Source organism: Streptosporangium sandarakinum, from assembly GCF_013409935.1.
Lineage (GTDB): Bacteria > Actinomycetota > Actinomycetes > Streptosporangiales > Streptosporangiaceae > Streptosporangium > Streptosporangium nondiastaticum.
The window spans coordinates 647,238-672,260 of record NZ_JACCCO010000002.1; the positions used below are offsets into that span (position 1 = coordinate 647,238).

Consider the following 25,023-nt stretch of genomic DNA (forward strand, 5'->3'; position numbering starts at 1 on the left):
CGGGACCGCCCACCTCACCGGCTTAGTTGGTCGATTTCACTTCCAGGTGAGGTCCGAGGTAGCCGATGTAGATCTTCCCGGTCCCATGCACGTCGTCGTGGAAGTGCAGGCGCGGGGAGCTCATCCCCGCGTTCCCGCCGATGTAGATGTGCGACCACATGTGGACACGTCCTGAGTGGTGAACCTCTGGCGGCACCGGAAATTCCCGCTGCCGCCGCATCCTGGTGTTGGTACGCACCGACTCCGACTCGTCCGGTTTCACCTTCCCGGCGGAAATGGCCGAGACCCCGGAGGGCGGTTCGCTGCACCAGCGCCGGAAGTCACCGCCCTTGAACCTTCCCTCGATCACCGACTCGGCGTACTCCTGGAACGCGAGAACGACCTTCCAGGCGGTCTGGGCCCACGTCGACGACTGCGCCTTCTCTTCGAGCTTCCACACCTTGTCGATGTCGCCGGTGAACTCCACCCTGTCGAGATCCTTGAGCCATTCCACCACCTCGGGCAACTGCGTGGGAAGCCTGACCGGCTCCTCGACCGGCACGTACGCCTCAGCAGCGCGTCCCGCCTCCTCCAGCCGCCTCCTCAGGACCCGGACCCATGCCTTCAGTTCGGCGTTCTCCTTGTTCGACGCTTCCAGATCGTCCGTGACGTCCAGGAGGTCGTCCTGGGCCACAGCGAGTTCTTCGCGGAGCTTCGTCTCTTCGTGGCCCGCCATGTCGAACAGTTGCCGGAGCTCATCGTTCTCTCTCCGGAGTTCGCCGTTCTCCTGCCGGAGACTCGCGATCTCCTGGCGGAGCGCGGCGAGAGATGCCTCGGCGTCCGTTTGTGGAGGGAGCGTCGGCCGGGGCGGGACAGAGGTTACGGCGGCGGCCGTACGGGCCAGCCTGGTCAGCGGCCCCGGCAGGCGGCCGTCGGCCGCGAGCTTCCGGGGAAGGCCGGTGAGAAGCTGTGCCGCTCGCCAGTTGTCGACCTCGATACGCGGTTCGGACAACACCCGATGGCGAGTGGCGTCCCCGTCGACCGCCGGGTCGAGGCCGGGCAGGTAGGTCCTTATCGCTCCGCCCCGGACTCCAAAGGGAGCGCCCACCGCGTTGTTGAACTGGGTTTCCGCCAGTGGGTCGAGGATGTAGAGGCTCGCGAGACCTGGGAGGAGCTTCGTCAGTCCCTCGACCCTCACTCGCCACGACTCGAAGGGAACGCGACTGTGCGGTGAAGCCACGACGACGGGGAGCCGCCGCTCCTCGTCGACGAGGATGTCCAGTAGCTCCTCGACCCTGTCCGGCCTGATGAGAATGGGCTTCGGAGTCAGCTCGGCCCAGTGGTCGCGGGCTTCCACCGCCGCCAGTAGCTGGCGGGCGATACCGGGCACCGCTGCGCGTGGCGGTCGGCGCTCCTCTTTCGCCGTCTCGTCGGTGGTCCGGATGTACTCGACATCGAGCCAGAACCAGGTGCGTTGCTCCGGGTCCCTGGGTTTCGAGGGGGCGTGTACGACCAGCGAGCTGAGCCAGTACCCGCCTGCGTCGTGTTCGCGAAGCTGCCACTGGTGGGTCTGCGCGCCGCCCCCGTCCGACCGGGAGTTGCGGAGGAGGATGATCCCCTCCCCCAAGCGGGCCTGCCCGTCGTCGTACGCGGCGATGTCGATGGCTTTGTGTCTGGACTTGGCGACCAGCCAGGAGCGTAGCTCCCGGGCGGCCGTACCGAAGGCGTCGGCCGGGGGCAGTGCGGTGTGGAAGACGGTGCGGTAGCGGCCGGAAGTCACCGTTCCTCCCGGCCGCCGGGGCGCAGTGTTCTCATGTGGGGGACCTCTCGGGAAGAGGCAGTCGCTATTCGATGCTGGTGACGGGGAAGAGGAGCCGTTCGCCCTCCCAGGGCCGGGGCTCGACGACCGGGCAGCGGGACAGCGGCTGGGCGTCGGCCTTCTCGCGTTCGAGCGTCTTACGCCAGGCGTCGATGGTGCCGGAGGCCAGGAACGGCCCGATGGGGATCGTGACGGTATCGCTCTCGGTCCGCACGGGGACGGGCTCCCCCGCGATCTCCAGATCACTGTCCAGGCCGCCGTTCGCGGCCTCGATGACGGACTCGAGGTCGGCGAAGCCGAACGTCCCGGTCCACTCGTCGTCCTCCCGTTTGGCGTTGACCACGATGCGGCCGGCGTCCCAGGAGCTCTGGTAGAGCGTGAACTCCAGGGAGCAGCCCGCGAGCGGGTCAGACACCACCGCGGTCTCGTCCATCCAGGCCGGCCGGAAGCGGTCGAGCAGCTCGGTCATGGCCCGGGCGAGGAGCGTACGGCGGGCGTTCAGGAAGTCGCGGTAGGCGTCGGCGTGCCGGAGCGACTCGTCGTACGGCACGAAGTGGGCCGCGAGTTCCTCCTCGGTGAGCAGCGGCGGCTTCGGGTCCACGAAGTACTCGCCGGGCGACCGGTCACTGATCTTGCGGTTCGCCTTGGCGGAGATGAAGGCCAGGTTCGCGAGGTCGTTGATCTCGGTCTTGCTGTAGTCCTTCTTGTGGTTCCGGAGCGTCGCCTGCGGGTGGATGTGGTGATACTCCAGCTTCTGGCCCGCTTCCGCGGTCGCCGAGATCTCCGTGGAGTACCACCAGTCCCGCGCGCCGGCGTTCTTGGCCGCCAGGAAACTGAGGAAGAAGTACGGGCTGCCGACCGTACGGCCGATCAGGTCCTGCGGCGTCACCTCGAAGTGGGCGCCGTTGACGCCGAGGTTCGAAAGGAGCTTCTTCACCGGCTCGGGACCGCGGGCGGCCGGGATGTCCTGGCCGAGGCGGGTGTCGGTCGAGCTGCTGTAGCGGTTGCGGAGGTTGGCGAGCAGGAACCAGTAGATGATCCCGTTCGCCGTCTCGGCGTCCAGCCCGGTGTCCGGGTGCTCGCCGAGCAGCACGATGAGCGGGAGCAGCGCCACGTGGGAGGGGATCAGGTTGCTGTTGCTGACCTTGAGGTTCTCCCGGAGCAACGGGATGAGATGGCGCAGGCCGCGCTGGACGGTGGCCCACCCCTTCTCCAGCTCTTCGTCACTGGCCGCGACGAGCCGGCCGTGCGACCAGGTGGACAGGCCGCGGCCCAGCACCGTGCCGGTCAACGCCCGGGTCAGGAAGGTGACGTCGAGGTCCTGGTAGTGCTGCTGGGCCCAGTGGTCCGCCTCGTCCTCCAGCTTCTGGAGGACCCCGCTCCAGCGGGCCGAGAGGGTCGCCAGCGCCAGGTCACTGGTCTTGAGCGGGCGTCCGCTGTTGACCCGGACGAAGATCTGCGCGATCTCCTCGTAGGGGAACTCGGCGAGTATCTCCATGTGGAAGGCCCGGTTGCGAATGGCGGCCAATCGTCCCAGCCGTTCTCCGATGAGGTTCGGGTCGAGCCGGGGCAGCGCAGCCTGCATCGTGCTGATGAGCTGGTACTGCTGGGCTCCGACCCTGGCCAGCTCGTAGACCTTGATCCAGCGTGGGTCCTTCGCCGTCGCCGCGCTCTGGTTCTGGAACGCCTCGGTCTCGACATTGAAAACGATCTGTGCCTCGGAATGATCGTTCAGCACCCGATGCAGGGAGGTCAGGCGCTGTTGCCCGTCGAGCAGGAAGAGCGGCTGCACGGCGGGGTTCGCCTGTTGGCCGCCGATCGCGACTGACCGGGTGGCGGGACTCTCCGCGGTCCTCCAGAAGAGGAGTGATCCGGTGGGATAGCCCCGGTAGAGCGACTCGATCAGCTTGGCGACCTGGGTGGGTTTCCAGACGTAACCACGCTGGATCTCGGGAAGCTTGATCTCTCCGCTGGAGATCTGCCCCACCAGGGTCTGGATGTCGCGCTCTGTCTTCTCCACCGGCATGCGGACTCCGTGCAATCAGTCGAGGGATATCGCTTGAATTTTCACCTTACTGAGGCGAAATCTTGTTTCCAACGGACCGGCAAGGCGAGGCGATTTTTTGTTAAGGACAGACATGTAACTAATTGGGTAAATCCGACAAATTGCCATCGCATGATGGTCTACCTGGGCCGATGTGCCCGCCCGGCCGTAACGGGCGGGCACATCGACGCTCTCAGCGGTCCTCGAAGCCGAACTGGTCGAACTTCAGCACGCGGGCGTTCTCCGAGACGATGCGTACCTTGTCCTCGGGGAAGCCGTCCGCCTTGCGCGCGGTGATCTCGATGCTCAGCTCCAGCTCCACGCCCTCAGCCGCGGCCAGGTGCTGGATGACCTCCTGGGCCAGCTTGGTGAAGCTCTTCTGGTAGAACTCCGGATCCAGCCTGGTGGCCCCGAAGAACCGGACGTTCTTCGGACCAGGCTTCGGCTTCTCTGGGTCGGGGCGAGGGCCTGTGTCCGTATCGCTGCTACCGGATCGGCCTCCGTCCGTGTCGCTCCCGTCGGCGTCTCCGGTGGTGCTTCCGCCGGTCTCCCCGGCCCGCCGGGCGGCCTCAGCCTCGGCCTCGGCGCGGGCCCGTTCCTCGGCGTCGCGCTGGGCGACGGCCAGGTCCGGCCGGACCAGCAGGGTGCCGTCGGTGACCTGCCCGAAGCCCGCACGGGAGGGCAGGACCAGGCCCTCGAACCGCTCGCCGTCGTAGCCGGTGGCGAGGGCGAACCCGGTGCGCTCCCAGTCGATCTCGTCGAGGCCGGCGACGATGCCACCCTCCAGCACCTCGCGGCCCCGCAGCCTCGGCAGGTAGGGGTAGCGGCAGTAGTAGTCCCACAGTTCCTTGATGGAGATGTGACCCCGCTGCCAGACGCTGGCCAGCTCGTTGTCCAGGTTTCCCCGGATGACCGAGGCGGCCTGGATCACCCGGAGCGCGTCGATCTGGCGCAGCTTGGCGCTGACCCGCTCGGCGAGCCGCTCCTTGCTGCCGTCCGCCTTCTCCATCTGCCAGGTGATGTGGGCTCCGGGCGCCTGCGCCGGAACCAGCGCCCAGTAGTAGGTCTCCCTGATCCGCAGCTCGACGGCCTGGTCGGCGTTGGCGAGCCGGGTCTCGACCTGCTTGATCTGCTGGACGGTGAGGTCCAGCTCGTCCCTGCGGTCGGTGATGTTCTTCCAGGCGAGATACTCCCGTACGGCCTCCGCCAGCTCCTCCATCCGCTTGGCGTCACCGGCGAGGAAGACGAGCATGTTGCGGTTGATCCGCTGGGCACTGCTCCTCTTGTCGAGGATCTCCTGTGCGCGGACCATGGCCGAGGAGCCGCGGTCGTTCTTCGCGTGGACGACGCTCGGGTGCAGGATGACCAGGCGAGCGTCACCGGTGTCCGGCACCTCCGCGCCATCGTCGGTGACGTGTACGGCGGAGAAGTCGCCCCGCGTCTTGAGCTCCTTCGCCCGCAGCCGCTTGACGATCTCCAGCCAGACATCCTCCTTATGCAGCCGCTCGGCGTAGTCCTTGGCAGTACGGGTCACCGACGCCTGCGTGTCGTACCAGTAGCGGAACCCGTCCACATAGAGGAAGGTCGCCCGGTCGGTGAGGACGTGCAGGGCGGAGCCGAAGTTGCCCACCACGTCGCCGGGGAGGGCGACGCCGAGCCGGATGTTCTGCTGCTCGATTCCCTTGTGCGGTCTGGTCAGCGTCGGGGCGGAGCCGAAGAAGAGCGTCCGGGCCAGCCGGCGGGTGAGTGCGCGCTTGCCGAAGACGGTCCGCTCCCCGTCGATCTGGACCGGCGTGGCCGTCTCGCTGTCGACGTCGGTCTCCAGGACGGCCTTCCAGTTGTCCTGGAGGTACTGCGCCAGCTCACCCACCACCTTCGGGTCGTTGAGCGGCAGCGAGCCGGGCATGATCAGCGGTCCAGCATCCTGGGACTGCCAGAGCCGCTGGATGACCATGCTCATCAGTCGCAGCACGCCTCGGGTGCGCTGGAAGCGGTCCAGGGTGGACCAGTCCTCGTAGAGCCGGTCGAACAGCTCCGGGTGAATCGGGTAGGCGTCGATGATCCGTTTCTCGTAGGCGACCTCGGAGCACTCGCGCGGGAACTCGCCCTTGTGGTCGTTGTAGAACTTCCAGAACTGCTTGGCGATCGCCGCGATCTCGGCCTTGGCCGCGGCGCTGGGCTCCTCGAACAGACGGCGACGGACGATCTCGAAGGACTCGTGGGCACGGGCGGGCTGCCACTGCTGGGCGACGCGGCGGATCACGTTCTGCAGCCGGTCGAGGGCGGCCTGACCGTTGACGCCGCCGACCTCCAGGGCGCTGCCCATGATCCCTTCCTCCGCCTCCTTGTGGCTGGAGGCGGGGATGGAGACGACGAGCAGCGCGCCGGGCACCGCCTTGGCCGCCTCGGTGATGGTCTGCGCGAAGGTGAACTGGGTGTCGAACGTCCCGGCTTCCAGATCTTCGCGCCCGTAGAGCTGCCGGGCGTAGGCGACCCACTCGTCGATGAGGACTAGGCAGGGCGAGTACGCCGCCAGGAGCCGGCGCAGCGCGTCACCCGGGTTGGTGTGCGCCTGGTCGGACTCCCTGACGATCTCGTACGCCTCCCGGCCGCCGAGCTGCCAGGCCAGCTCGCCCCAGAGCGTGCGGACATGAGTGCCATCTTCCTTGACCTTGCCGGCCTTCGGGTCGATGTGGTTGCCGACCAGCGCGGCCCGGTTGACCTTCTCGCTGACCACGCGAGCGTCGGTCTCCTGCAGCAGGTCGACGACCTCCTGAGGGAACTCGTGCAGGGGCGTGCCGGAGAAGATGTGCCACAGGGCGAGCATCGAGTGGGTCTTGCCGCCGCCGAAGTTGGTCTGCAGGTTCCAGACCGGGGTGGCGTTCATGTCGCCGCCGACCCGCTCGACGGCGCGCTTCAACAGGTCCTTCAGCCCCTCGGTGAGGTAGGTGCGCCGGAAGAACTGGACCGGGTCGGAGTACTCCTCGCCGGTGCTCTCCCCGATGGAGACCATGTGCAGGTCGGCGGCGAACTCGGCGGCGTCCAGCTTGCCCCGCTGCACGTCCGTGTGGGGGGTGATGACCTCCCGCCACGACTTGAGCCCGTTGGCCTCGACGACGGGCATGGAGGTCACCGACTGTGCGGCCCTGCGGGCCTCGCTGTCGTAGAGGCCGCGCTGGTGATCCAGCCGGAGCTTGCGCACCTCGTCGGCCCGGTCCATGGCGCCGATCGCGGTCAGCAGCCGCTCCATCGTGTCGAGGGCGCGGTAGGTGTCGTCACCGGAGAACGGCTTGGTGTGCGCCCACTTGTTGCCGACCTCGCGCAGCTCGCTGGCGAAGTTCTGCTCCACCCGGGACAGGCGGTCCTTGAAGACCCGCCACTCCTCGGTGAGGACCCGGAGCAGGAAGCGGACGTCGGTCTTCTCGTAGGACCTGTTCACGCCGTGCTTGGCCGCGTCCCGGGCCTCGATGACCTGGAGCCAGTCATGGCTGCCGGTCGTGGCCATGCTCATCATCAACTCGACGAACGGCTCCAGGCCCTTTCCAAGGATCTCCAGACCCCGGCCGATCCTGTCCCTGTTGCTGAGCGCCATCTCGTCAGTCCTCTTCGGGGGTGAAGTCGAACATTCCCTGGGTCATCGGGATCGGCGCGTTGCGCGCCGCCTTCTCGATCTCCGACCATTCCGATCCGAGCATGTTGAAGAGCAGTGCTGTTTTGGCCCAGTTGCGCTTCTCGCAGATCGAGTAGAGCAGGTAGGAGAGTTCCTTGGAAGTGTCGAGGTCAACTCTGGTCTTTGCGGCGGCCATGAGTGCCCCGGCCGCCCCGATGCCTTCCTCGTCCAGCCGCTTGGCCAGATGCATAACGACTTCCCAGACAGAAATCCGATCATCGTCTCGGGGGTCATAGTCGTTCGGAAGCTCCCCTGGGCTAAAGAGCTGGACGATCCCGCCGCGTGACTTGAGCACTCCGGCTCGATCGAGACCGGCGACTGCGGTGTCCATGGCCCTGGAGAGGGTGTCAGCCTCACCGAACTTACCTGAATCGAAACCGTAACCTTTGAACCATTCGATACAAAAGCGAGTGTCGGAGTCGAAGTCTCCCTCTTGCTCAGAGAGGACCTCTGCAAGGATTTGATTAATTAAAATAAGCGCCGCACGAACCCGCATTGGAGAACCATCAGATTCAATTACCTGCGCATACCGGGAAAATACTGCCATCCCGGGCCCAATCGCCGCTTGAGCCAGATCAACTGGGGCTATTCCACCCTGCTGCAGGTCACGAAGTGCGCCAGGAAGTTCAGTCTTGAGAATATTAATCAGGCCTCGCCGGTCAATTAAACCAGCCGTTTCCGGTCGAGGGCGACACGCTAGCACTACCGAGGAGGCAAGCGCGTTGGTTCCAATGCTGATCATGCGACCACCCCGCTCAGTGCGGATTGGCCAAGTAGCAGTGATTGACCACCCCGAACGAATCATTCCTTCAAGAAGAGTCTCCCAACCGGTCGAGGCGTCTCCATTTTCATCCACCTCAGACTGTTTAAACGCATAGAAAACAGTCATCGGGAATCGCTCTGTCGCACTCTTTCGAATTTGCGTGAAAACCTTTTGGAAGCCGTCCTCGAAGAATCGTGTCGCCCCTCCCTTTCCGCCGTGACGGTAAGGGTTAGCAACAAGCTCGTCGGTCTTTGGCGTTAGCAGCGTACTTAGAATGTCCGGAAAGACAGATCCGAGCGAACGACGCAGCCATACATAAAAGAAGTCAGCCAGATCTGCATATCCAATATTATCGTAATAGGGCGGATCAGTCGAAACTAAAACCCCTTCATAAGTTCGATTCCCAGCGTCAAGCTGTGCCACCTCGCCACGCCCGCCACTTGGCAGCATCATCATGCTCTTCGCGATCGCAGAAATTATAATATCTAGAGTTCCAGACGATGGGCCAAATATATTACCTTCCCCAAAATCCCATGTCATAGGGAGAGATTGTCGTGCAAAAGTGTTACGCAGCAGCTCGTTCTGAGGATTACTGGACCAAGTCGTCAAGGTTGACGAATAGTCAGCAAGACGGCTAACAGCAAGAGCTAGATAGATCGATACTGCATCAGCGTACGCTTCTTTATATACGCCATTCTTGCCGACATGACTGCCTCGACAGGAATCAACAGAAGGTGTTTCGCCAAGAATCTTTTCTCGTGCTTCAAGTACGAGGTCACTGAAGGTCTCGAATGCAACAAGCTGGCGATCAGTAAAAAGCTGATCGAAGGTATCTAGCCCGTAGTTTACACACCAGATGTTCCTAGGATCTTCAGCTAAAGCTGAATCCGGAACATTATCAGGACGAACAACTGCGGCGGCCTGACAGTGCTCTTCATTAGGAGCGAGATAATAGCGCATCCGAGGCCCCTCGGCGGCGATAGCCATGAGTTGGACCCCCATACGCCTTGCTTTTCCCTCGCTTTGAATATAGCTAGAACGTACTGGTGCCCCACATATTAAGCAAACAGCTTTCCCCTTAATGATAGTGCCATCTTGGGGCTTCCCCTCAGGGCCGCGAATCTCGAAGCGAATTTGCTTACCTTCAACGATCGGTTCCACATAGCGTTCTTTTCCTTTCTTTCTGCCAAGCCAGAAAGAGCGGACTAGTGGCATAGTGCTACCACAGGCAGGGTTAGGGCAGGTCACTGTACGAGCCCAGATCCAGGCAATGACATTGGCCTTGGTGCCGTCCGCCAGCTTGGCCTTCGGATACAGGTGACCGATGCGCTTCTCTGCCTCGTCCCGCATCCACTTCCCGTACCGGCGAACGTCCTCCGCCAGGCCGGTCGCCCCCGGCCAGTCCCCCATCCGCTCCTCGGCCGCTCCCGGGAACACCGGAGGCTGCCCCGCCCACTTCGGCGGGATCTCGATCAGCGCCTTGTTGATCAGCACCGGCACCGGGTTCAGGTCCGAGGCATGCGCCTCCAGCCCCAGCCGCTGCGCTTCCAGCGGGATCGACCCGCCTCCCGCGAACGGGTCGAGGATCGGTGGCGGGTTGCCGTCGCAGGACTTCCAGATCTCCCGGCGGGCCTCCTCGTAGAGCGCCTTGTCGTTGATGTTGTCCCAGTTCACGAGCCGCTCGATGATGCCGAACAGGCGCTTGCGCTCCACCTCCTGCTCCGCCTCGGTGGGGAACTCCTCGGGGCGCGAGGAGGGGTCGTCCACGAGCTGGGCGAAGAGCACCGCCCGGCAGGCCGCCAGCGGCCGGCGTGCCCACCACAGGTGCAGGGTGGACGGGTGGCCGTGCCGGATCGACTTCTCGCGGGCCGACTGCTTGTTGATCTCCTCCAGCGGCAGCGCGACCTCGATCAGCTTCTTCCGGTACCCGCCCGAACCCGTACCGCCGCTCCCCGCACCGGTGCCGCCTGCGCCCATGCCGTCCGTCCCGCCCGTGCCAGCGTCGCTCATACCGGTGCTCCTCCTCGTGCCCATTCCTTGTTCCAATCGCCACCCAGGTCGGTGGCGGCGAAGTCGCCGAACTCCACGTCCCGGAAGGGGTCGACGAGGTAGCGGACCTCGTCGCGGTCCGGGCCGTCCGGGTGCACGCTCACCAGTGCGAGGCGGAAGGACCGGCCGGAGTTCTTGCCGGTCAGCACCTCCGTCCGGGTGACGTGGAAGTCTGCGGCCCCGGCGACGCGGCCCTTGACCTCGATGAAGACCCAGTGGTCGTCCACCGTTCGGGAGCGGATGTCGTAGCCGGGGTTGTTGTGCGCCATCTCCTCCGGCAGGCGGCCAAGTTTGCGCTCCTCGGCCAGCACGCGGTCCACCGCGCGCCGCTCCACCCCGGCGGTGTCCCTGGCATACGCCTCCGACGGGCCGGTGCGCAGGCCGTCCAGCCGGTCGAGCAGGCCCTGCGGGACGACCAGCGCGCCGCCGGCCACCAGCGGGGTCCGCACCTGGAGCAGCTCGTCGCGGTCCAGGTCGGCCAGGCGGCGCTCCAGCCGGGCTTCCAGGTCGCGGGCCCGCCGCTGCGCGGTCTCCGGCCGGATCTTGAGCTTCTTGCCGGTCAGCTCGGCGTCCAGCAAGTCGGCGTGCCGGGTGTCCCAGTAGTTGATCTCCTGCAGGAGGCGCTGCCGGACGAGCGTCCGGGTGCGGGCGGTCTGCGCCTTCAGCCGGGTCCGCAGGTCGTCGACGAGCACGGCCAGGCCGTGCTCGACGGCCCAGCCGATCGCCAGGTCCTCCACGCCCGCCGCGAGCCAGTCCTCCTCCAGCACGCCGGCCACCAGTCGCCGCTCCCGCTCCGAGGCGGGCGCGTAGTCGAGGTACGGCGCGGCGCCGGCCGTACGGGCCGCCGTCCGGCCGAGCTCGACGAAGTCGAAGCGCTTGCTGACCACGTGGTTGTGGCCGTCGGTGACCTCCTGGGAGACGGCGACCAGCAGGTGCGGCTCCTCCCCCGTGTCGCGGCGGTCCACGAGCACCGCGCCCTGCTTGAGCTGGGTGCCGTGCCGTTCGACGATCAGGGAGAGCACCGCGTCGAGCAGCGGGTGCCCGGGGGCGAGCAGGTCGGCGCGGGGCCGGCCGGGGACGCGGACGAGCTCGCGGTCGAAGGTGACGCGCTCGTAGCGGCGCAGCACCGGGACGCCCGCCCGGATCTGGCGGTCGTGCTCGACGATGTCGCCGGCGACGTGGGTGATCTCGTAGCGGCCGGTCTCGCGCTCGGCGATCCGGCCGCCGAGCAGCCGGAAAGCGGCGAGGAAGAACGCCTTGACGTAGTGCGGCTGCAGGCGGCGGGCCTGGGCCTCCTCCATGCGCAGCCGCCACCGGGCGACGTCGGCCTCCTCCAGCCGCTGGTGGGCCAGGGCGCGCTCGCGCATCAGCCGGTCGAGGCCCTGGCCGACCGAGTCGTCGATGACCTGGTTGAGCCGGTCGCGGACCTCGGGGCGGTCACCGTACTGGATGGCCTCGACGAGGAGCTTGCGCAGCGGCTCGCCGTGGAACGCCTCGCCGAGGACGTCGAAGACCTTGCCCTTGTAGGCGCGTCGCTGCTCCTCGATCTTCTCCAGCAGGCGCAGGAAGACGGCGCCCTCGCGGGTGTCGGCGGCGACGAGGTTCCACAGGTGGCAGACCTCGGTCTGGCCGATGCGGTGGATGCGGCCGAAGCGCTGCTCGATCCGGTTGGGGTTCCACGGCAGGTCGTAGTTGACCATGAGGTGGGCCCGCTGGAGGTTCAGGCCCTCGCCCGCGGCGTCGGTGGCGACGAGGACGCGACATTCCCTGTCCTGGGTGAAGACCTCCTTGACCCGGCGACGCTGGTCGCGGGAGACGCCGCCGTGGATGGCGACGACGGCCTCCTCGCGGCCGATCAGCCCGCGGATCCGCTCGACGAGGTACTCCAGCGTGTCGCGGTGCTCGGTGAACACGATGAGCTTGCGGGGGCTGCCGTCGGCGTCGCGGATCAGCGGGTCATCGCAGAGCAGGTCGGACAGCTCGGTCCACTTGCGGTCGGTGCCGGAGTTGCGCACCCGGCGGGCCAGCTCGGCGAGGTCGGCGAGGATCCCCAGCTCCTTGTCGAGCTCGGCGATGGTCTGCGCGGTGGTCGCGGCGTCGACGACGTCGTCCTCCAGCTCCTCCACCTCGGAGCTGGACAGCTCGTCCAGCTCGGCGTCGAGGTCGTCCGGGGCCTTGCCGAGGGCAACGGCGAGCCGGTCCTTCAGCCGGGACTCCATGGCGCTGCCGCCGGTGGCCAGCTCATGGCGGAGCCGCTGCAGGCGCTTGTGCCGGCGGAGGAGGGACTGCAGGATCGCCTCCGGGCTGGAGGCGAGGCGGCGCTGCAGGACGGTGAGCGCGAAGCCGACGGTGTTGCCGCGCCGGCCCTCGCCCTGGGCGGCGAGCTGCTGGGCCCGGCCCATCTCCTCGCGGACGTAGTCGGTGACGACCTCGTACAGCTCGCGCTCGGGGTCGGACAGCTCGTACGGCACCGTGTAGGCGCGGCGTTCGGGGAACAGCGGTTTGCCGTCGAAGGTGAGCAGGTCCTCCTTGACCATGCGGCGCATGAGCCCGTCGGTGTCGGCGGAGCTGATGCCCTCGCGGTACTTCCCCTCGAAGCGGTCGGAGTCGAGCAGGCCCATGAACAGCTGGAAGTCGGCCTCGCTGCCGGCGTGCGGGGTCGCGGTCATCAGCAGCAGGTGGCGGGCGTGCCGGCCGAGCAGCTCGCCGAGCTGGTAACGCCTGGTCTTCTTCAGCTCGTCGCCGAAGTAGCGGGCGGACATCCGATGGGCCTCGTCGACCACGACGAGGTCCCAGTCGCTCCGTTCAAGTTGGGCCTGCAGCTCCTCGTTGCGGGAAAGCTGGTCCATGCGGGCGAGCAGCAGCGGGTGGCGGTCGAAGACGCTCTGGTCGAGCTGGGCGTCGACGAGCTGGCGGGTGAGCTGCTCGAAGCGGAGGCCGAACTTCTCCAGCAGCTCCTCCTGCCACTGCTCGACCAGGCCGCCCGGCGCCACGATCATGCACCGTTCCAAATCACCTCGAAGCATCAGCTCCTTGATGTAGAGGCCGGCCATGATGGTCTTGCCGGCACCGGGGTCGTCGGCGAGGACGAACCGCAGGGGGGTGCGGTCGAGCAGCTCGCCGTACACCGCCTGGATCTGGTGCGGCAGCGGCTCCAGGTCGCTGGTGGTGACCGCGAGCATCGGGTCGAAGCGGGCCGCCATCCGGATGCGGAGCGCCTCGGCGGCTAGCTTGAACAGCGCGCCGTCGCCGTCGAAGCCATAGGCGGCCGAGGGCTTGCGCAGGCTGAGCCGGGACTCGTGGTCGCGGGAGAGGAGCTGGTCCTCGACCTGGCCACCGGCGGTCCGGTAGGTGAGGTCGACAGCGTCGGAGCCGTACCACTTGACCGCGACGACGGAGACATCTACACCGGGTGTCACGCCGCCGACGACCGCGCCCGGAGTCAGATCCTCGAGTCTGACGCCCGCCACCCTGGCCTCCCGCTTCACAGCAACTTTCGCGCATGATCCACTTGCAGCCATGGGAGCGTGTTAGATTCCCCAAGGACGGGTCAAACATAGATCAAATCTTCAACTCACACAATAAGCTTCTGTGTATCGAATTCACCTCTTCCGAGTGTCGAAGAGGCCGCGTTCCCCTGTGATCAGAGGGCGAGACGGCCGAGGCTCTCCCGGACCTTCACCGCGTCGGGGTGCTCCGGCCCGCGAAGCTCGACGAGGTCCTCCAGCAGCGCGGAGAGCGTGCGGTGGGCCCGGTCGGTGTCGCCCGCACCCAGCTCCAGCAGGCCGATCTGCCGCCGCAGCTCCAGCGGGCGCGCGTCGGTGCGGCCGTAGACGACCTGGACATCGATCAGCAGACGCCGCAGCCGCTCCAGCGCCCCGCCGGTCTCACCCATGAGGGCCTGGCAGGTCGCCTCCTGGCGGCGGCAGTGCAGGGCCCGCTCGTCGTGCGGGCCGTACCGGCGGGCCAGGTCGCGGTGCAGCTCACCGAAGGCGGGCGCCGCCCGGCGGTAGTCGCCGCCCTCGAAGAGCGCCTCGGCCAGGCGCAGGCGCAGGGCGAGGACCTCCTCGTCCAGCGGGTCCAGCGACCGCCCGGCAGAGGAGACGGCGGCGTCGAGCACCTCGACCGCCTGGCCGTACCGCGATGCTCCGGCCAGGGCCTCGGCCTCACCGCGCGCCCGGGAGAGGGTATCCCGGTCGAAGACCGCGTCATCGGGGTCGGCCTGCCGGGCCGGCTGTGACGATGGGCCGGGGTCGGGCCGCAGGGACGAGCCTGGGGCGGGACGCGGGTCCGCGCCGTCGAGGACGCGGCCGACCGCCTCGGCGTACATCCGCACCGGGCTGGGGCCGGGGCCCACCACCCCGAGCAACGGCCGCAGGCCGGTCGCGAAGGGCAGCAGGGCCCGGTGGACCTCCTCCGCCCGCGCGGGACGGCCCTCGGCGCGCTTCACCAGCAGCCGCAGGACAAGACGGTCCAGCTCCCGGGGCACGTCGGGACGCCCGTCGCGCACCGGCGGGGCGGGCTCGTGAACCTGCCGTTCCAGGATCCGGTACTCGGTCGCCCCATCAAACACCCGCTCTCCGGTGAGCATCTCGTGCAGGACGAGACCGAGGGAGTACAGGTCGCTCTGCGGGCCCACCGCCGCCCCCTGGGCCTGCTCCGGCGACATGTAGGAGGGGGTGCCCATGACGGTCCCAGTCCGGGTGAGCCGGGACAACTCGGGGTCGTGGAACATGGCCAGGCCGAAGTCGAGCACCTTGACGGTGCCCTCGGGGCAGATCATGAGGTTCGACGGCTTGAGGTCCCGGTGCAGGACGCCCCGGGCGTGGGCGGCACTGAGCACGGCCGCGACCTGCGCGGCGATCCCGGTGGCCCACCCGACGGGGAGCGTCTCTTGCTCCCCCAGGACGTGGTCCAACGTGGCGCCCTCGACGAACTGCATCACCATGAACGGCCGGGGCCCGACGCGCGGATCGTCATAGACGTCCACGTCGTGGATGGCGGGCATGCCGGGGTGCTCCAGCTTGGCCATGATCCGCGCCTCGTGGACGAAGCGCTTCACCAGGGCCTCGTCGGGCTGGCCGTAGGGGAAGCGGATCAGCTTGACCGCGATCCTGCGGTCGAGCTTCTGGTCGTAGCCGCCGTAGACCTCGCCCATCCCGCCCCGGCCGAGGGGAAGGGGATCCAGCTCGTAGCGGTCGCCGACGACCGTGCGTCCCGCCGTCACCAGCCCTCCCGGAGCCTCGCCATTCGGCAAAGTTACACCGATGATCGCGCCGATCGCAGGGACTTATCAGGCATGACTCCGAAGTGTGTCTAGAACCGGACGGAAGCCCTGCCTGCGGAGCGGACACCCGTCAGCTAGGGGCTTTGGTTCCGAGGATGTTCGAGGCTTCGAGCGGATGCGCGACCCCGATCGGGTCCGGAGCTTCGAGCGAGTCCGGGGCTTAGGGCGGATCCGGGGCGTCGAGGGGGTGCGCGGCGAGCACCTTCGCCAGCCGGTCCTCGAAGGTGCTGCCCCGCACCCGGGCCTTCTCCGGCCCCACGTACTGCCGCCAGCGGGAGGGGTGCCGCGGCGTGCCCGCCACCATCCACGCCCGGCGGACGCCCGACGTCTCGAGGTGCCGACGCAGCCAGGCCACCTGTTCCCTCAGGATCGTGCCCGTACGGCCGCTGACCCGGTTCGATCCCCAGGCGAACAGGACCTCGTCGGCCCCGCGCAGCGCCTCGGCGAGCAGGGCCCGGGACTGGGTCACCTCCGGCTCCCCGATCGGGAGGACGGCGAGCTGGGCCTGGTCCTTGGAGGGGACGTCCAGCAGGTTGGCCAGCCGGAGCCGGTCGCACCCCACGAGGGGAAGGGCGCAGCCGAGGTTGCGGAACGAGATGGTCTCCGCGGCCGGGCGGAGGGCGGGGTTCAGCAGGATCGCGCACAGTGTCCGGGAACCGGGACTCGCCTCAGCCTGCACGTGGGTCTCTCCTGGTCTGCGGGGGGTTCCAGGACTTTACCGCGCCACCGGGTCTTCCGATCTTGTCACCGGCCCGGGACGGCCGGCCGGGAGCCGGGGCTCGGCTCCGCCTTCGTTGAAATGCGCGATATCTGCCATCATGATCGCGCAGGCTGCCCCCTGGATCGATCCATCGGAACCGTCCAGCCCCGCCGTACCCCCCGCTCACGAGAGGAGGTCGGACGTCCGTGACCGACCATACGCTCGTCACCGAGCTCCGTGACCTCGCCGACCACCCGTATCTGGCGGCGCGCGGCGAGCAGCTGCGTGACCTCGCCGACGCGATCGCCGAAACCGGGCAGGACGACATCCCGGAGGGTGGGAAGGCGGCCCGCTGGTGCGAGATCGATCTCTTCTCGGCCTTCGCGCCCGGCGACACGGTGCTCCCGTCCGGCGCCGGGGACCACTCGGGGGATCTGCCCGGCTCTCCGGAGGCGAAGCCGTCCTCCCGGGACTCCGGCTTCCGGAGGTGGGTACCGATTCTCAGCCACGTTCTGGTCTTCCTGCCGATCGTCGTCACCTGGCTCGGGCTGAAGATGGCGACGGACGCCTACGGCCAGACGCTCAAGGCCGACGGCGTCGAGGCGGCCCGGCACCCCTTCCTGGAGATGTGGCAGCAGGGTTTCGGCGGGAGGCTGGCCGAGTTCTGGGAGTTCGACAACGTCGCCCTGCTCACGCTGGCCGCCATCGGCGTTCTCGTCGTCGTCACGGTGGCCGACCACCGGCTCCGCAACGGTGAGGAGGACGCCGCCGACCGACGGGAGAGGGACCTCGACCGGGAGCTGGCGGTGCTGCGCGGCAGGCTCAGGAACGCCCTGACCCGGGCGAGCCTCACGCTCGGCCAGGTACGGCTCGCCTCCCCCGCGCGCTTCACCGCCGAGCTCACCAAGGCGGCGGCCCAGATCAACAGGGTGGGGAACACCACCCGCCGCGCCCAGACGGAGCTGGTCGACGCGCTGACCCGGGCACTGGAGGCGACACAGAAGGCCACGGACGCGCTCATGGCCGGCGCCGCCGACGTGCAGGGCTCCATCGGATCGCTCGACCGGCACCTCACCGGCATCAACGCCGCCTGCATCGACCTCGCGACGGCGGTCGACCGTACCTCCTCGGTGGTGGACGACGCGGGGACCAGGGCCACCGAGGCGGTCGGGCAGGCCGGGGACCAGCTGGCCACCGCCATCTCGCAGACCACCCTGGGGCTGCGGGAGTCGTTCAACGAGGAGCTGGTCCGCTCCATCGAGACCATCCGGAAGACGGTCGCCGTCCTCGACGCACGGGTCGGCGAACTGGCGGGCAACGCCGCCGGCATCGGCGTCGCCGTCGACCGCGTCGCGGTCTCCGTCGGCGCGATGGGCGCCGGCACCGAGCGGGCGGTCGCCTCCGTCGGCGACCGGCTGGCCACCGCGCTCACCGGCACATCGGCCGACTTCCGGAACGCCTTCGGCACCGTCGGCACCGAGATCCGCGAGGCCCTCGGCACCTGGTCGGACGCCGCGGGCGCGCACGCCTCCCGGATCGAGACCGTCTCCGGCATCTCGGGCCGGACGGCCAACGTCCTGGAGGACACGCGGAACGCCCTGGACCGGCTCCCCGCCACGCTGGACGGCGTCCTCGCGGGCCTGCCGTTCCGGATCAAGGAGGTCACCGAGAGCGACTTCTCCGATCTGACGCATGCCATCACCCGGCTCCAGGACGCGTTGGACCGGGCGACCGACGTGATCGGCGGCGCCGTACCGAACGGTGCCGCGGCGGGCCTCGTCACCTCCGATGGCGTCACGTCCGGTGGGGTCGTTCCGGACGACGCCGCGTCCTGCGGTGTGCCCGGCGGCGTCATGGCCGGTGGTGCCATGGCCGGCGGTGTTCCCGGCGGAGTCGTGGCCGGTGGTGTCCCGAGCGGCGCCGGCGGAGCCGTATGAGAGCCGGCCCGAGGGTCTCCCGCCCGACGCTGCTGGCCGGCTGGCTCTTCGCCGACCTGCTCCTCGGCCTGACGATCATCATGCTCGGCGCCCAGGCCCCGCCCGAGCCGCCGAAGGCGTCGGCCGGGCCGGAGACCGGCAGCACCATGGCCACTCCGGCCCCGAGTCCCTCCCCGTGCGCGACCCGCGTCGCCGGGGTGAAGGCCAAGCCGGTGAAGGTCACCTTCCGGGTGAGCCCCGGGGCCGACGGCAAGGCGCTGAACGCGCAGGTGAAGAAGGAACTGCTCGCCTACCGGGACCGGCTCACGGGGCGGCACGCCGGCATGGTGCTGACCTTCGGCGCGAGCGGCGGCCCGGGAGAGGGCGCGCGCCTGGCCACCCGGGTCAACGCGGCGGCACGCAAGGCGTACCCGAGCGTCTTCGAGGCCGCCGCCACCCGGAACTTCCACGACCTGTCCGCACCGGGCGGAACGATCTCCATGGAGATCTACTTCGTCTCGGACGGCTGCGCCCCGGCGACCGACGAGGGCTGAGGATCATGCGACGAGCAGCCAGCTGAACGAGTTGTAGATCAGCTCCGCGCTTCCCTGCCACCAGGTCGTCGAGAAGCTGGCCGCCCGCCTGGCGGCCTTCCCCACCGCGACCGCCGCGCTCGCCGGGCCCACATGCCTGTCGGCGCGATGACGGATGGGAAGCGTGAGGTTCGACGGTATTCGAGTGTGACACCGTGGACATACTTCTCATGAATCGCACACGCGTCACCCGTAACACCCCGGGGACGCCGAGCCGAACGAGGAGAACCCATGTCGAACCCGCCGCTTCCCGAGGGCGCCGTCGAGATGTTGAGGAAGGCGAACCCCGCCGTCATCGCGACGCTCCGGTCCGACGGCCAGCCCGTGTCCACGGCCACCTGGTACCTCTGGGAGGACGACGGCCGGATCCTGGTCAACATGGACGAGAGCCGCAAGCGGCTGGACCACCTGCGCAACGACCCCCGGGTGACGCTCACCGTGCTCGACGGGGGCAACTGGTACACCCATGTCAGCATCATCGGGCACGTCGTCGAGATACGCGACGACGAGGACCTGAGCGACATCGACCGGTTGTCACGACACTACGGGGGCAACCCGTACCCGCGGCGGGACCGTAAGCGGGTCAGCGCCTGGATCGAGGTCGACCGCTGGCACGGCTGGGGCGAGCACAAGGACAGCAGCCAGGCCTGAAGGCCGCGGATCGGGACGGGCCGGGGAAGCCGCGCGTCACGGGCCGACGTAAGCCGGGCGTCACGGGACGGGGACGCCGGGCGTCACGGGACGGGGACGCCGGGCGTCACGGGACGGCGCAGGCCGGACCTGAAGGGACGGTCAGCCGCGGAGAGTGCCGTCGCCGAGGCCCTGGAGGCCCAGCCGTACCAGGGCCGAGCCCTGTTCCGCCAGGCCGGACGCCGCGGTCTCCACGGCGGCCAGCCGCCGGAAGGCGTCGCCGAGGCGGCGCTGCTCCGCCAGGGGCAGGCGGGGCAGTTCCACGCGGCGGATGTCGGAGCGGGAGCTGCCGGTCTGGCCGCGCCGGGAGGTCTGGGAGCCGGCGAGCCGGAGGAAGCCGGCGAGGCAGTCGGGGTCGATCCGCTCGGGGTCGGGGCGCAGCAGGTACAGGCCGGGTCCGAGGAGCGCGCCGCCCTCGGTGACGACACGGGCGGCGAAGGCCCGGCTTCCGGCCGGGACGACGACGTCGCCGGGTTCGAGGATGACAGGGCCGGGGGCGGACGGGGCCGAGGAGCCGGAGGCAGACGTGACGGAGCCGGGTGCGGGTGCGGCGCGGCCGGTGGGCGGGCGGCCCGCGATCACGTCGTTCACGGTCAGCATCGGGGCCGCGCCCGCATCGGGCTCGCCGGAGGGCGCCTGGTGAACGGTGACCGCGCCCGCGCCGGACTCGCCGCGGGGGGCCTGACAGACGACGATCGCGCCGGCCCTGACCTGCTCGGCGACCGTGGTCCTGGGCAACTCGTCCGCCGACGCGGTGAGCGTGCGCAGCTCCTCGGCGGCCCGCTGGAGCACGGCGGCGGAGGCGGACAGCGCGTCGAGCGAGGCGGCGAACTGCTGCCCGGCGCCCGCGGCCGAGCGGCCGGTGGCGTGGCGGGCGGGGGTGAGGTCGACGTCCTCGTCCAGCAGCTCGATGAGCGGTACGGTCCCCGGCGTGTCCGCGCCCACCCGCGTTTCCGCGGTTCCCCGGAGACCCGCTCCTCCCCGCCCGTCCGCGGCTCTCCCTCGTCCGTCCGCGGCTTCCCCGGGGGCGGCGGTGAAGGCCCGCCAGCCGTCCAGGACGGTCTCCCGTACCCGGGGCCAGGGCAGGTCGGCGGCGTCGATCATCAGGACGTGGGAGGGGATCGGGTCGCCAGGCTCGGGCCTGCGCAGGATCCACAGGTGAGGTGAGCCGAGGGCGTTCGGGGCGGTCCCGGCGGGCAGGGCGACCACCGCGCGCAGCGCGCCCGCGCGCAGGAGCTGGGCCCGGATGCGGCGTCCGGAGCGGCGGTCGGCGGCGGCCGAGGGCATCAGGACCACGGCGTGGCCGCCGGGCCTGAGGTGGAACAGCGCGTGCTGAACCCAGGGCAGCTCCGGCTCGCCGCGCGGGGGCAGGCCGTACTGCCAGCGGATGTCCCCGGCCAGCTCCTCGTAGCCCCAGGCGCGTTCGGCGAAGGGCGGACCGCAGACGACGGCGTCGGCCTGGAGGGAGGGGAACCGGTCGTCGCGCAGGGCGTCGCCGACACGGACCGTCGCGGGGTGGCCGTGCAGCAGGAGCCGTACGGCGGCGATGCGGGCGGCGTGCTCGTCCCGTTCCTGGCCGGAGAGGGCGGTCGCACCCGAGGCGGCGGCCGACAGCAGAAGCGTGCCGAGCCCGCACAGCGGGTCGAGGACCGTGCCGTCCCCGGCGGCGGACAGGGTCGTCATGAGGTCCGCCACGTCGGGTGACAGCGTCACGACGCGCCGGGAGTGGGCGTCGAGGTAGCGCTCGCAGATGAAGTCGAAGGTCTTCGCGGCACCCTGCTCGGCGGTCAGCTCGGCGACGGCGCGCAGCAGCGGAACGGACACCATGGAAGGCCCGGCGGCCTCACCCCGCTCCGGACGGTCGTCCAGGGCGGACCCGGCGGCGGGCGGCCTGCCGGGAGAGACGCCCGTCGGCCCCGGGAGGTCGTCCATAACGAGCTCGGCGGCGAGTGACGCGGACAGCACGTCGTCGTCCTTCTTCGCGAGCTTCGCCCACGTCTTCGGGGACCGGTCGAGGAAGAGCAGGAACGCGCCGACCTGACCGACGGCCTCAGCGAGGCGCAGGTCCTCGACGCCTGCCCGCAGCTCCTGCCACACCCGCTCGCCGAGGGGGACCTCGGCCAGCTTGCCCTGGCGGCGCAGCCACTCCTCCACCTCGGTCAGGGAGAACAGCGGGCTGCTGGACGTTCCTCCCACCGGCACGGGGAAGTCGTCGAACCGGCGGCGCCAGTTGCTGACCGCGGCCCGCCCGACCCCGGCCAGCCGCGCGATGTCCGCGGCCGCGACCGTGGCGCTGTCACCCATGGGAACCCCAAACCTACGTACCGACGCGCTGGACGGCCGCCGCGTACATGTGCACGGGATCGGTGGACAGATCCCTGTTCACCAGCCCCGGCAGCGGCGGCACCGTCCTCACCAGGGGTGCCAGTATCTCGAAGACCCGGACCACGTCGTCGGGGCGCCCCTCCGGAGACTTGGCGAGCAGCCGGAACGTCAGTTCCTCCAGCTCGCGGGGGACGTCCGGCCGCCTCATGGGGGGCGGGTCCTCGCGCCGGCTCCGGTCGATCTCCGTCAGCAGGTCCCGGGAGGCGAACGGGCGCGAGCCGGTGAGCAGCTCGTACAGCAGGCATCCGACCGTGTAGAGGTCGCTGGACCGGCTCGCCTCCGCGCCGTCCAGGAGCTCCGGGGCCATGTAGCGGGCCGTTCCGGGGATCTGCCCGGCCGCGGTGATCTGTGAGAACTCCGTGGGGCCGAAGGAGGTGGCCACCCCGAAGTCGATCACCTTGACGGTGGCGTCCGCGCAGACCACGAGGTTGCCGGGCTTGATGTCCCGGTGGATCAGCCCGGCTCCGTGCGCCGCGGCCAGGACGGCGCAGACCTGTGCCCCGATGAGGACCACCCACGGAACCGGCAGCGGTGTGTGCTCGGCGAGCACGTCCTGCACCATGTGGCCGTCGAGGTACTCCATGATCATGAACAGCTCATCGTCGTCGCTGCCGAAGTCGTAGACGACCGGTACGCCGGGGTGGCGCAGACGGGCCGTGATCCGCGCCTCCCGATAGAAGCGGCGGGTCGCGTCCTTCCTGGCCGTCAGCTCCTCCTCGCAGATGAGCTTGACCGCCACGGGACGGTTGAGCCGCAGGTCGGACCCCTGCCAGACCGTTCCCATGCCGCCGCGAGCGATGGGGCCGGCCAGCTTGTAACGCCCGGCGATCGTCCTCAACCCGGAAGTCCTGGGTGTCCCGGCGATTCCTGGGATCCCAGGAACCTGCTCTTCTGCCCGTGCCAGGAGATCACCAGGGTGTCCCTGGCCCGGGTGGCGGCGACGAACAGCAGCGACCGGGCCTGCCGCAGCTCGCGCCGGTAACGGAGCGGGTCGGTGTGCTCGTACTGCAGGGCTCGGTCGGAGGGGACCAGTCCGTCGGCGACCCCGGCGAGGATCATCCGCTGGTACTCCAGGCCCTTGAAGCGGTGCATCGTCCCGACGTGGACCGCGTCCCAGAGCTTAGGGCCGTCCGGCCCGATGGCCACGGCCTTGATGCCGGCCTTGCCCAGTCGGTTCTCGACCTGCGCGACCATGTCGCGCCGTGGGACGCAGACGGCGATCGACGAGAGCGCCGGGGTGTCCCATTCCTTGATCTGATCGACGAGGGCGTCCAGTTCGACGTCCCAGGTGGATGCCGGGCGCAGTACGGGACGCGGGCCGGAAAGGACCGACCGGTACCCGGACAGGTCCTCGCGCTTGTCGTCGAGGTCGTCCCACTCCTCCTCGCCGAGGATGCCGAGGGCGGCCTTGAGGTTCTCCTGCGTGATCCGGTAGCTGAGGGTGAGCTTGGAGGACCGTCCCCGGATGTTGACGCCGAGGCTGCCGAGCGACACGTAGTTGCCGTAGATCCGCTGGTGGGTGTCGCCGACGAGGAAGATGTCGTTCGGGCCCTCCGGGACCATGGCGCGGAGCATCTTCCAGTGGGCGGCGCTGAGGTCCTGCGCCTCGTCCACCACGATGTGCCGGTAGCGGGGGCGGTGCCAGATACCCGACTCGCGCTGCACCTTGACCGAGCTGATCTGGTCGGCCTCGTAAGAGGCCCGCCGCCGGGCCCGTTCGATCTCCAGCCGGGCGGCTCTCTCGGCCACCTGCCGGTAGGTCCACACCTCCTTCTCGTCGAGCCGCTTGACGTAGCGCTCGACGAGCTGCCAGATCGCCGCCCGGTCCTCCCGGCTGATGGGCCGGCCCCGGCCCGCGCGGCGGGCGCGGAAGTAGTCGGCGCGCGAGTTGATCGACTGGCCGAGGATGACGTGGGACCACTCGGAGTGCAGGAACTCCGCGTCCCACCGGGTCTCCCCCTGCTCGTCGAGCAGATGCTCCCACTCCTGCAGCGCCTTGGTGTCGTCGATCCATCGGCGGTGCCCGCCGGGTTCGGCGTCGGCGACGATCTGCGTGGCGAGCTTGTCGATGTTGACGATCTCGACTCGCCTGGCCGTCTCGTTCCCAGCGAGCACCAGCAGGCGCTGGCGCAGGTCCGCGGCGAGGTTCTTGTTGAACGTGGTGAGCAGGACGGGGGTGTCGTCTCCCGGGCCGAGCCGGTCGACCAGGTGCTTCACCCGGTGGAGCGCGACGATGGTCTTGCCGGTTCCCGGTCCCCCGCTGACCCTGGCGGGCCCGCTGTACTCCCGCTCCACCACCTTGCGCTGGGTGGGGTGCAGGAAGACGCGCCAGCGCTCGAAGCCATCCTCCAATGCCTCGCGCAGGGCGGTGTCGTCGGTGGTGACCTGGGTGGCGGGCCGGGTCAGGGCGGTCTGGTAGTCCTCGGCGTCGACCGGTTCGTCCGCGGCCACGGGGGTGGTGACCTGGTCGAGGACCTCCTCGTAGGTCCTGCCATCGTGCAGGGCGAGCAGCACCTCGGTGGTGAGCTGCGGCGCGTACTCGGTCAGGCCGAGCAGCTCGTCCTCGGTGGTGATCTTCGCGATCAGCCCGATCAGCGGCTCGGCCACGCCGAGCGAGAGGAGCTGTTCGGCGGTGAAGGCGGCGAACAGCGTCTTCGGTTCAGGCGTGGGCACGGGCTCCGGCGCCGGGCCGGGCCGGGGATCCGGACGGGATGCTCCGGAGTGGATCGTCTCCTCGATGGAGACCAGGTCGAGGAACTCGATGCCGCCGGTGACCGGGTTGATCTGGTAGGCGAACCGGTCGAGGTTGTCGTAGACGTCCTTGCGGTGCTTGACCGCCACCAGGATGTAGTCGGAGTCGCCGGCGTGCAGCAGCAGCGCGCGGTAGTCCTGGTTGACCCGCGCCGAGTACAGCCTCGGGTGCCCCTTGAGCTGCTTGAAGCGCAGGCCCGGGTTCGCCGGATCCCTCCGGAATTTGTGCTGGAAGTCGTAGATGGCGCCCTTGACCTCGCGGGGAAGCTTGAAGATCTCCCTGTCCGCCTTGTCGAGCAGCCGCAGCGTCGCCTCACCCTGCATGTTCACTCCGTCTCGTCTCCGCGTCCATCGATGAGCGCGGCCGGCCCCTCACC

14 protein-coding genes are annotated in these 25,023 nt (G+C 69.0%); 3 read left to right on the forward strand and 11 right to left on the reverse strand.

Translation table 11 applies throughout. The features are described 5' to 3' along the window. Positions 1 to 22: 22 nt before the first annotated feature. The 7 genes from HDA43_RS21555 to HDA43_RS21585 form a co-directional block, all read right to left on the reverse strand. On the reverse strand, positions 23 to 1,759 hold the full coding sequence (locus HDA43_RS21555) for a coiled-coil domain-containing protein (protein WP_179824528.1): 1,737 nt from the start codon (positions 1,757 to 1,759) through the stop codon (positions 23 to 25). A gap of 64 nt (positions 1,760 to 1,823) precedes the next feature. Continuing rightward, on the reverse strand, positions 1,824 to 3,818 hold the full coding sequence (locus HDA43_RS21560) for a GmrSD restriction endonuclease domain-containing protein (protein ID WP_179824530.1): 1,995 nt from the start codon (positions 3,816 to 3,818) through the stop codon (positions 1,824 to 1,826). Between the two features lie 217 nt (positions 3,819 to 4,035). Then, positions 4,036 to 7,434, reverse strand: coding sequence for a Swt1 family HEPN domain-containing protein (locus tag HDA43_RS21565; protein ID WP_179824532.1), 3,399 nt, complete (start codon positions 7,432 to 7,434; stop codon positions 4,036 to 4,038). Between the two features lie 4 nt (positions 7,435 to 7,438). After that, a complete protein-coding gene (locus tag HDA43_RS21570) occupies positions 7,439 to 10,285 on the reverse strand; it encodes a DUF1156 domain-containing protein (protein WP_218912347.1) in 2,847 nt (948 codons plus the stop codon). Then, positions 10,282 to 13,794, reverse strand: a complete 3,513-nt coding sequence (locus HDA43_RS21575) for a helicase-related protein (RefSeq protein ID WP_218912348.1) — start codon at positions 13,792 to 13,794, stop codon at positions 10,282 to 10,284. Before HDA43_RS21575 ends, HDA43_RS21570 begins: the two co-directional genes overlap by 4 nt. A 173-nt stretch (positions 13,795 to 13,967) precedes the next feature. Then, positions 13,968 to 15,551 (reverse strand): serine/threonine-protein kinase, encoded by a 1,584-nt coding sequence (locus HDA43_RS21580; RefSeq protein ID WP_312873480.1) that lies wholly within the window; start codon positions 15,549 to 15,551, stop codon positions 13,968 to 13,970. Between the two features lie 220 nt (positions 15,552 to 15,771). Further along, entirely contained in the window at positions 15,772 to 16,290 is a 519-nt protein-coding gene (locus tag HDA43_RS21585; protein ID WP_179824535.1) for a DUF1643 domain-containing protein, read from the reverse strand. A gap of 227 nt (positions 16,291 to 16,517) precedes the next feature. On the opposite strand from HDA43_RS21585, the gene HDA43_RS21590 reads away from it, so the two are divergent. Both HDA43_RS21590 and HDA43_RS21595 read left to right on the forward strand, forming a co-directional pair. Beyond that, complete coding sequence (locus HDA43_RS21590) at positions 16,518 to 18,248, forward strand: methyl-accepting chemotaxis protein (protein ID WP_179824537.1); 1,731 nt, start codon at positions 16,518 to 16,520, stop codon at positions 18,246 to 18,248. Next, positions 18,245 to 18,781: a hypothetical protein gene (locus HDA43_RS21595; RefSeq protein ID WP_179824539.1), complete on the forward strand. Its 537-nt coding sequence runs from the start codon at positions 18,245 to 18,247 to the stop codon at positions 18,779 to 18,781. The genes HDA43_RS21590 and HDA43_RS21595 overlap by 4 nt, the downstream gene beginning before the upstream one ends. A 3-nt stretch (positions 18,782 to 18,784) precedes the next feature. Here HDA43_RS21595 and HDA43_RS36050 read toward each other — a convergent pair whose 3' ends face one another. Then, entirely contained in the window at positions 18,785 to 18,913 is a 129-nt protein-coding gene (locus HDA43_RS36050; protein ID WP_281395437.1) for a hypothetical protein, read from the reverse strand. 138 nt (positions 18,914 to 19,051) lie between these two features. On the opposite strand from HDA43_RS36050, the gene HDA43_RS21600 reads away from it, so the two are divergent. Beyond that, on the forward strand, positions 19,052 to 19,471 hold the full coding sequence (locus HDA43_RS21600; RefSeq protein ID WP_179824541.1) for a PPOX class F420-dependent oxidoreductase: 420 nt from the start codon (positions 19,052 to 19,054) through the stop codon (positions 19,469 to 19,471). A 141-nt stretch (positions 19,472 to 19,612) separates the two neighbouring features. Here the strand turns inward: HDA43_RS21600 and HDA43_RS21605 are convergent, their stop codons facing one another. From HDA43_RS21605 to HDA43_RS21615, 3 genes are read right to left on the reverse strand one after another with little or no spacing between them, the layout of a single operon-like run. Next, positions 19,613 to 21,814 (reverse strand): N-6 DNA methylase, encoded by a 2,202-nt coding sequence (locus HDA43_RS21605; protein WP_179824555.1) that lies wholly within the window; start codon positions 21,812 to 21,814, stop codon positions 19,613 to 19,615. Positions 21,815 to 21,827: 13 nt separating this feature from the next. Continuing rightward, positions 21,828 to 22,733 (reverse strand): serine/threonine-protein kinase, encoded by a 906-nt coding sequence (locus tag HDA43_RS21610; RefSeq protein ID WP_179824557.1) that lies wholly within the window; start codon positions 22,731 to 22,733, stop codon positions 21,828 to 21,830. Further along, complete coding sequence (locus HDA43_RS21615; protein WP_179824559.1) at positions 22,730 to 24,970, reverse strand: UvrD-helicase domain-containing protein; 2,241 nt, start codon at positions 24,968 to 24,970, stop codon at positions 22,730 to 22,732. The genes HDA43_RS21610 and HDA43_RS21615 overlap by 4 nt, the downstream gene beginning before the upstream one ends. Positions 24,971 to 25,023 lie beyond the last annotated feature (53 nt).

What these genes read in the sequence shown, in the direction of transcription:
- HDA43_RS21600 (WP_179824541.1), top strand. Translation starts at nt 19,052, where the DNA reads ATGTCGAACCCGCCGCTTCCCGAGGGCGCCGTCGAGATGTTGAGGAAG.
- HDA43_RS21595 (WP_179824539.1), top strand. Translation starts at nt 18,245, where the DNA reads ATGAGAGCCGGCCCGAGGGTCTCCCGCCCGACGCTGCTGGCCGGCTGG.
- HDA43_RS21605 (WP_179824555.1), bottom strand. Translation starts at nt 21,814, where the DNA reads ATGGGTGACAGCGCCACGGTCGCGGCCGCGGACATCGCGCGGCTGGCC.
- HDA43_RS21615 (WP_179824559.1), bottom strand. Translation starts at nt 24,970, where the DNA reads ATGCAGGGTGAGGCGACGCTGCGGCTGCTCGACAAGGCGGACAGGGAG.
- HDA43_RS21570 (WP_218912347.1), bottom strand. Translation starts at nt 10,285, where the DNA reads ATGAGCGACGCTGGCACGGGCGGGACGGACGGCATGGGCGCAGGCGGC.
- HDA43_RS21565 (WP_179824532.1), bottom strand. Translation starts at nt 7,434, where the DNA reads ATGGCGCTCAGCAACAGGGACAGGATCGGCCGGGGTCTGGAGATCCTT.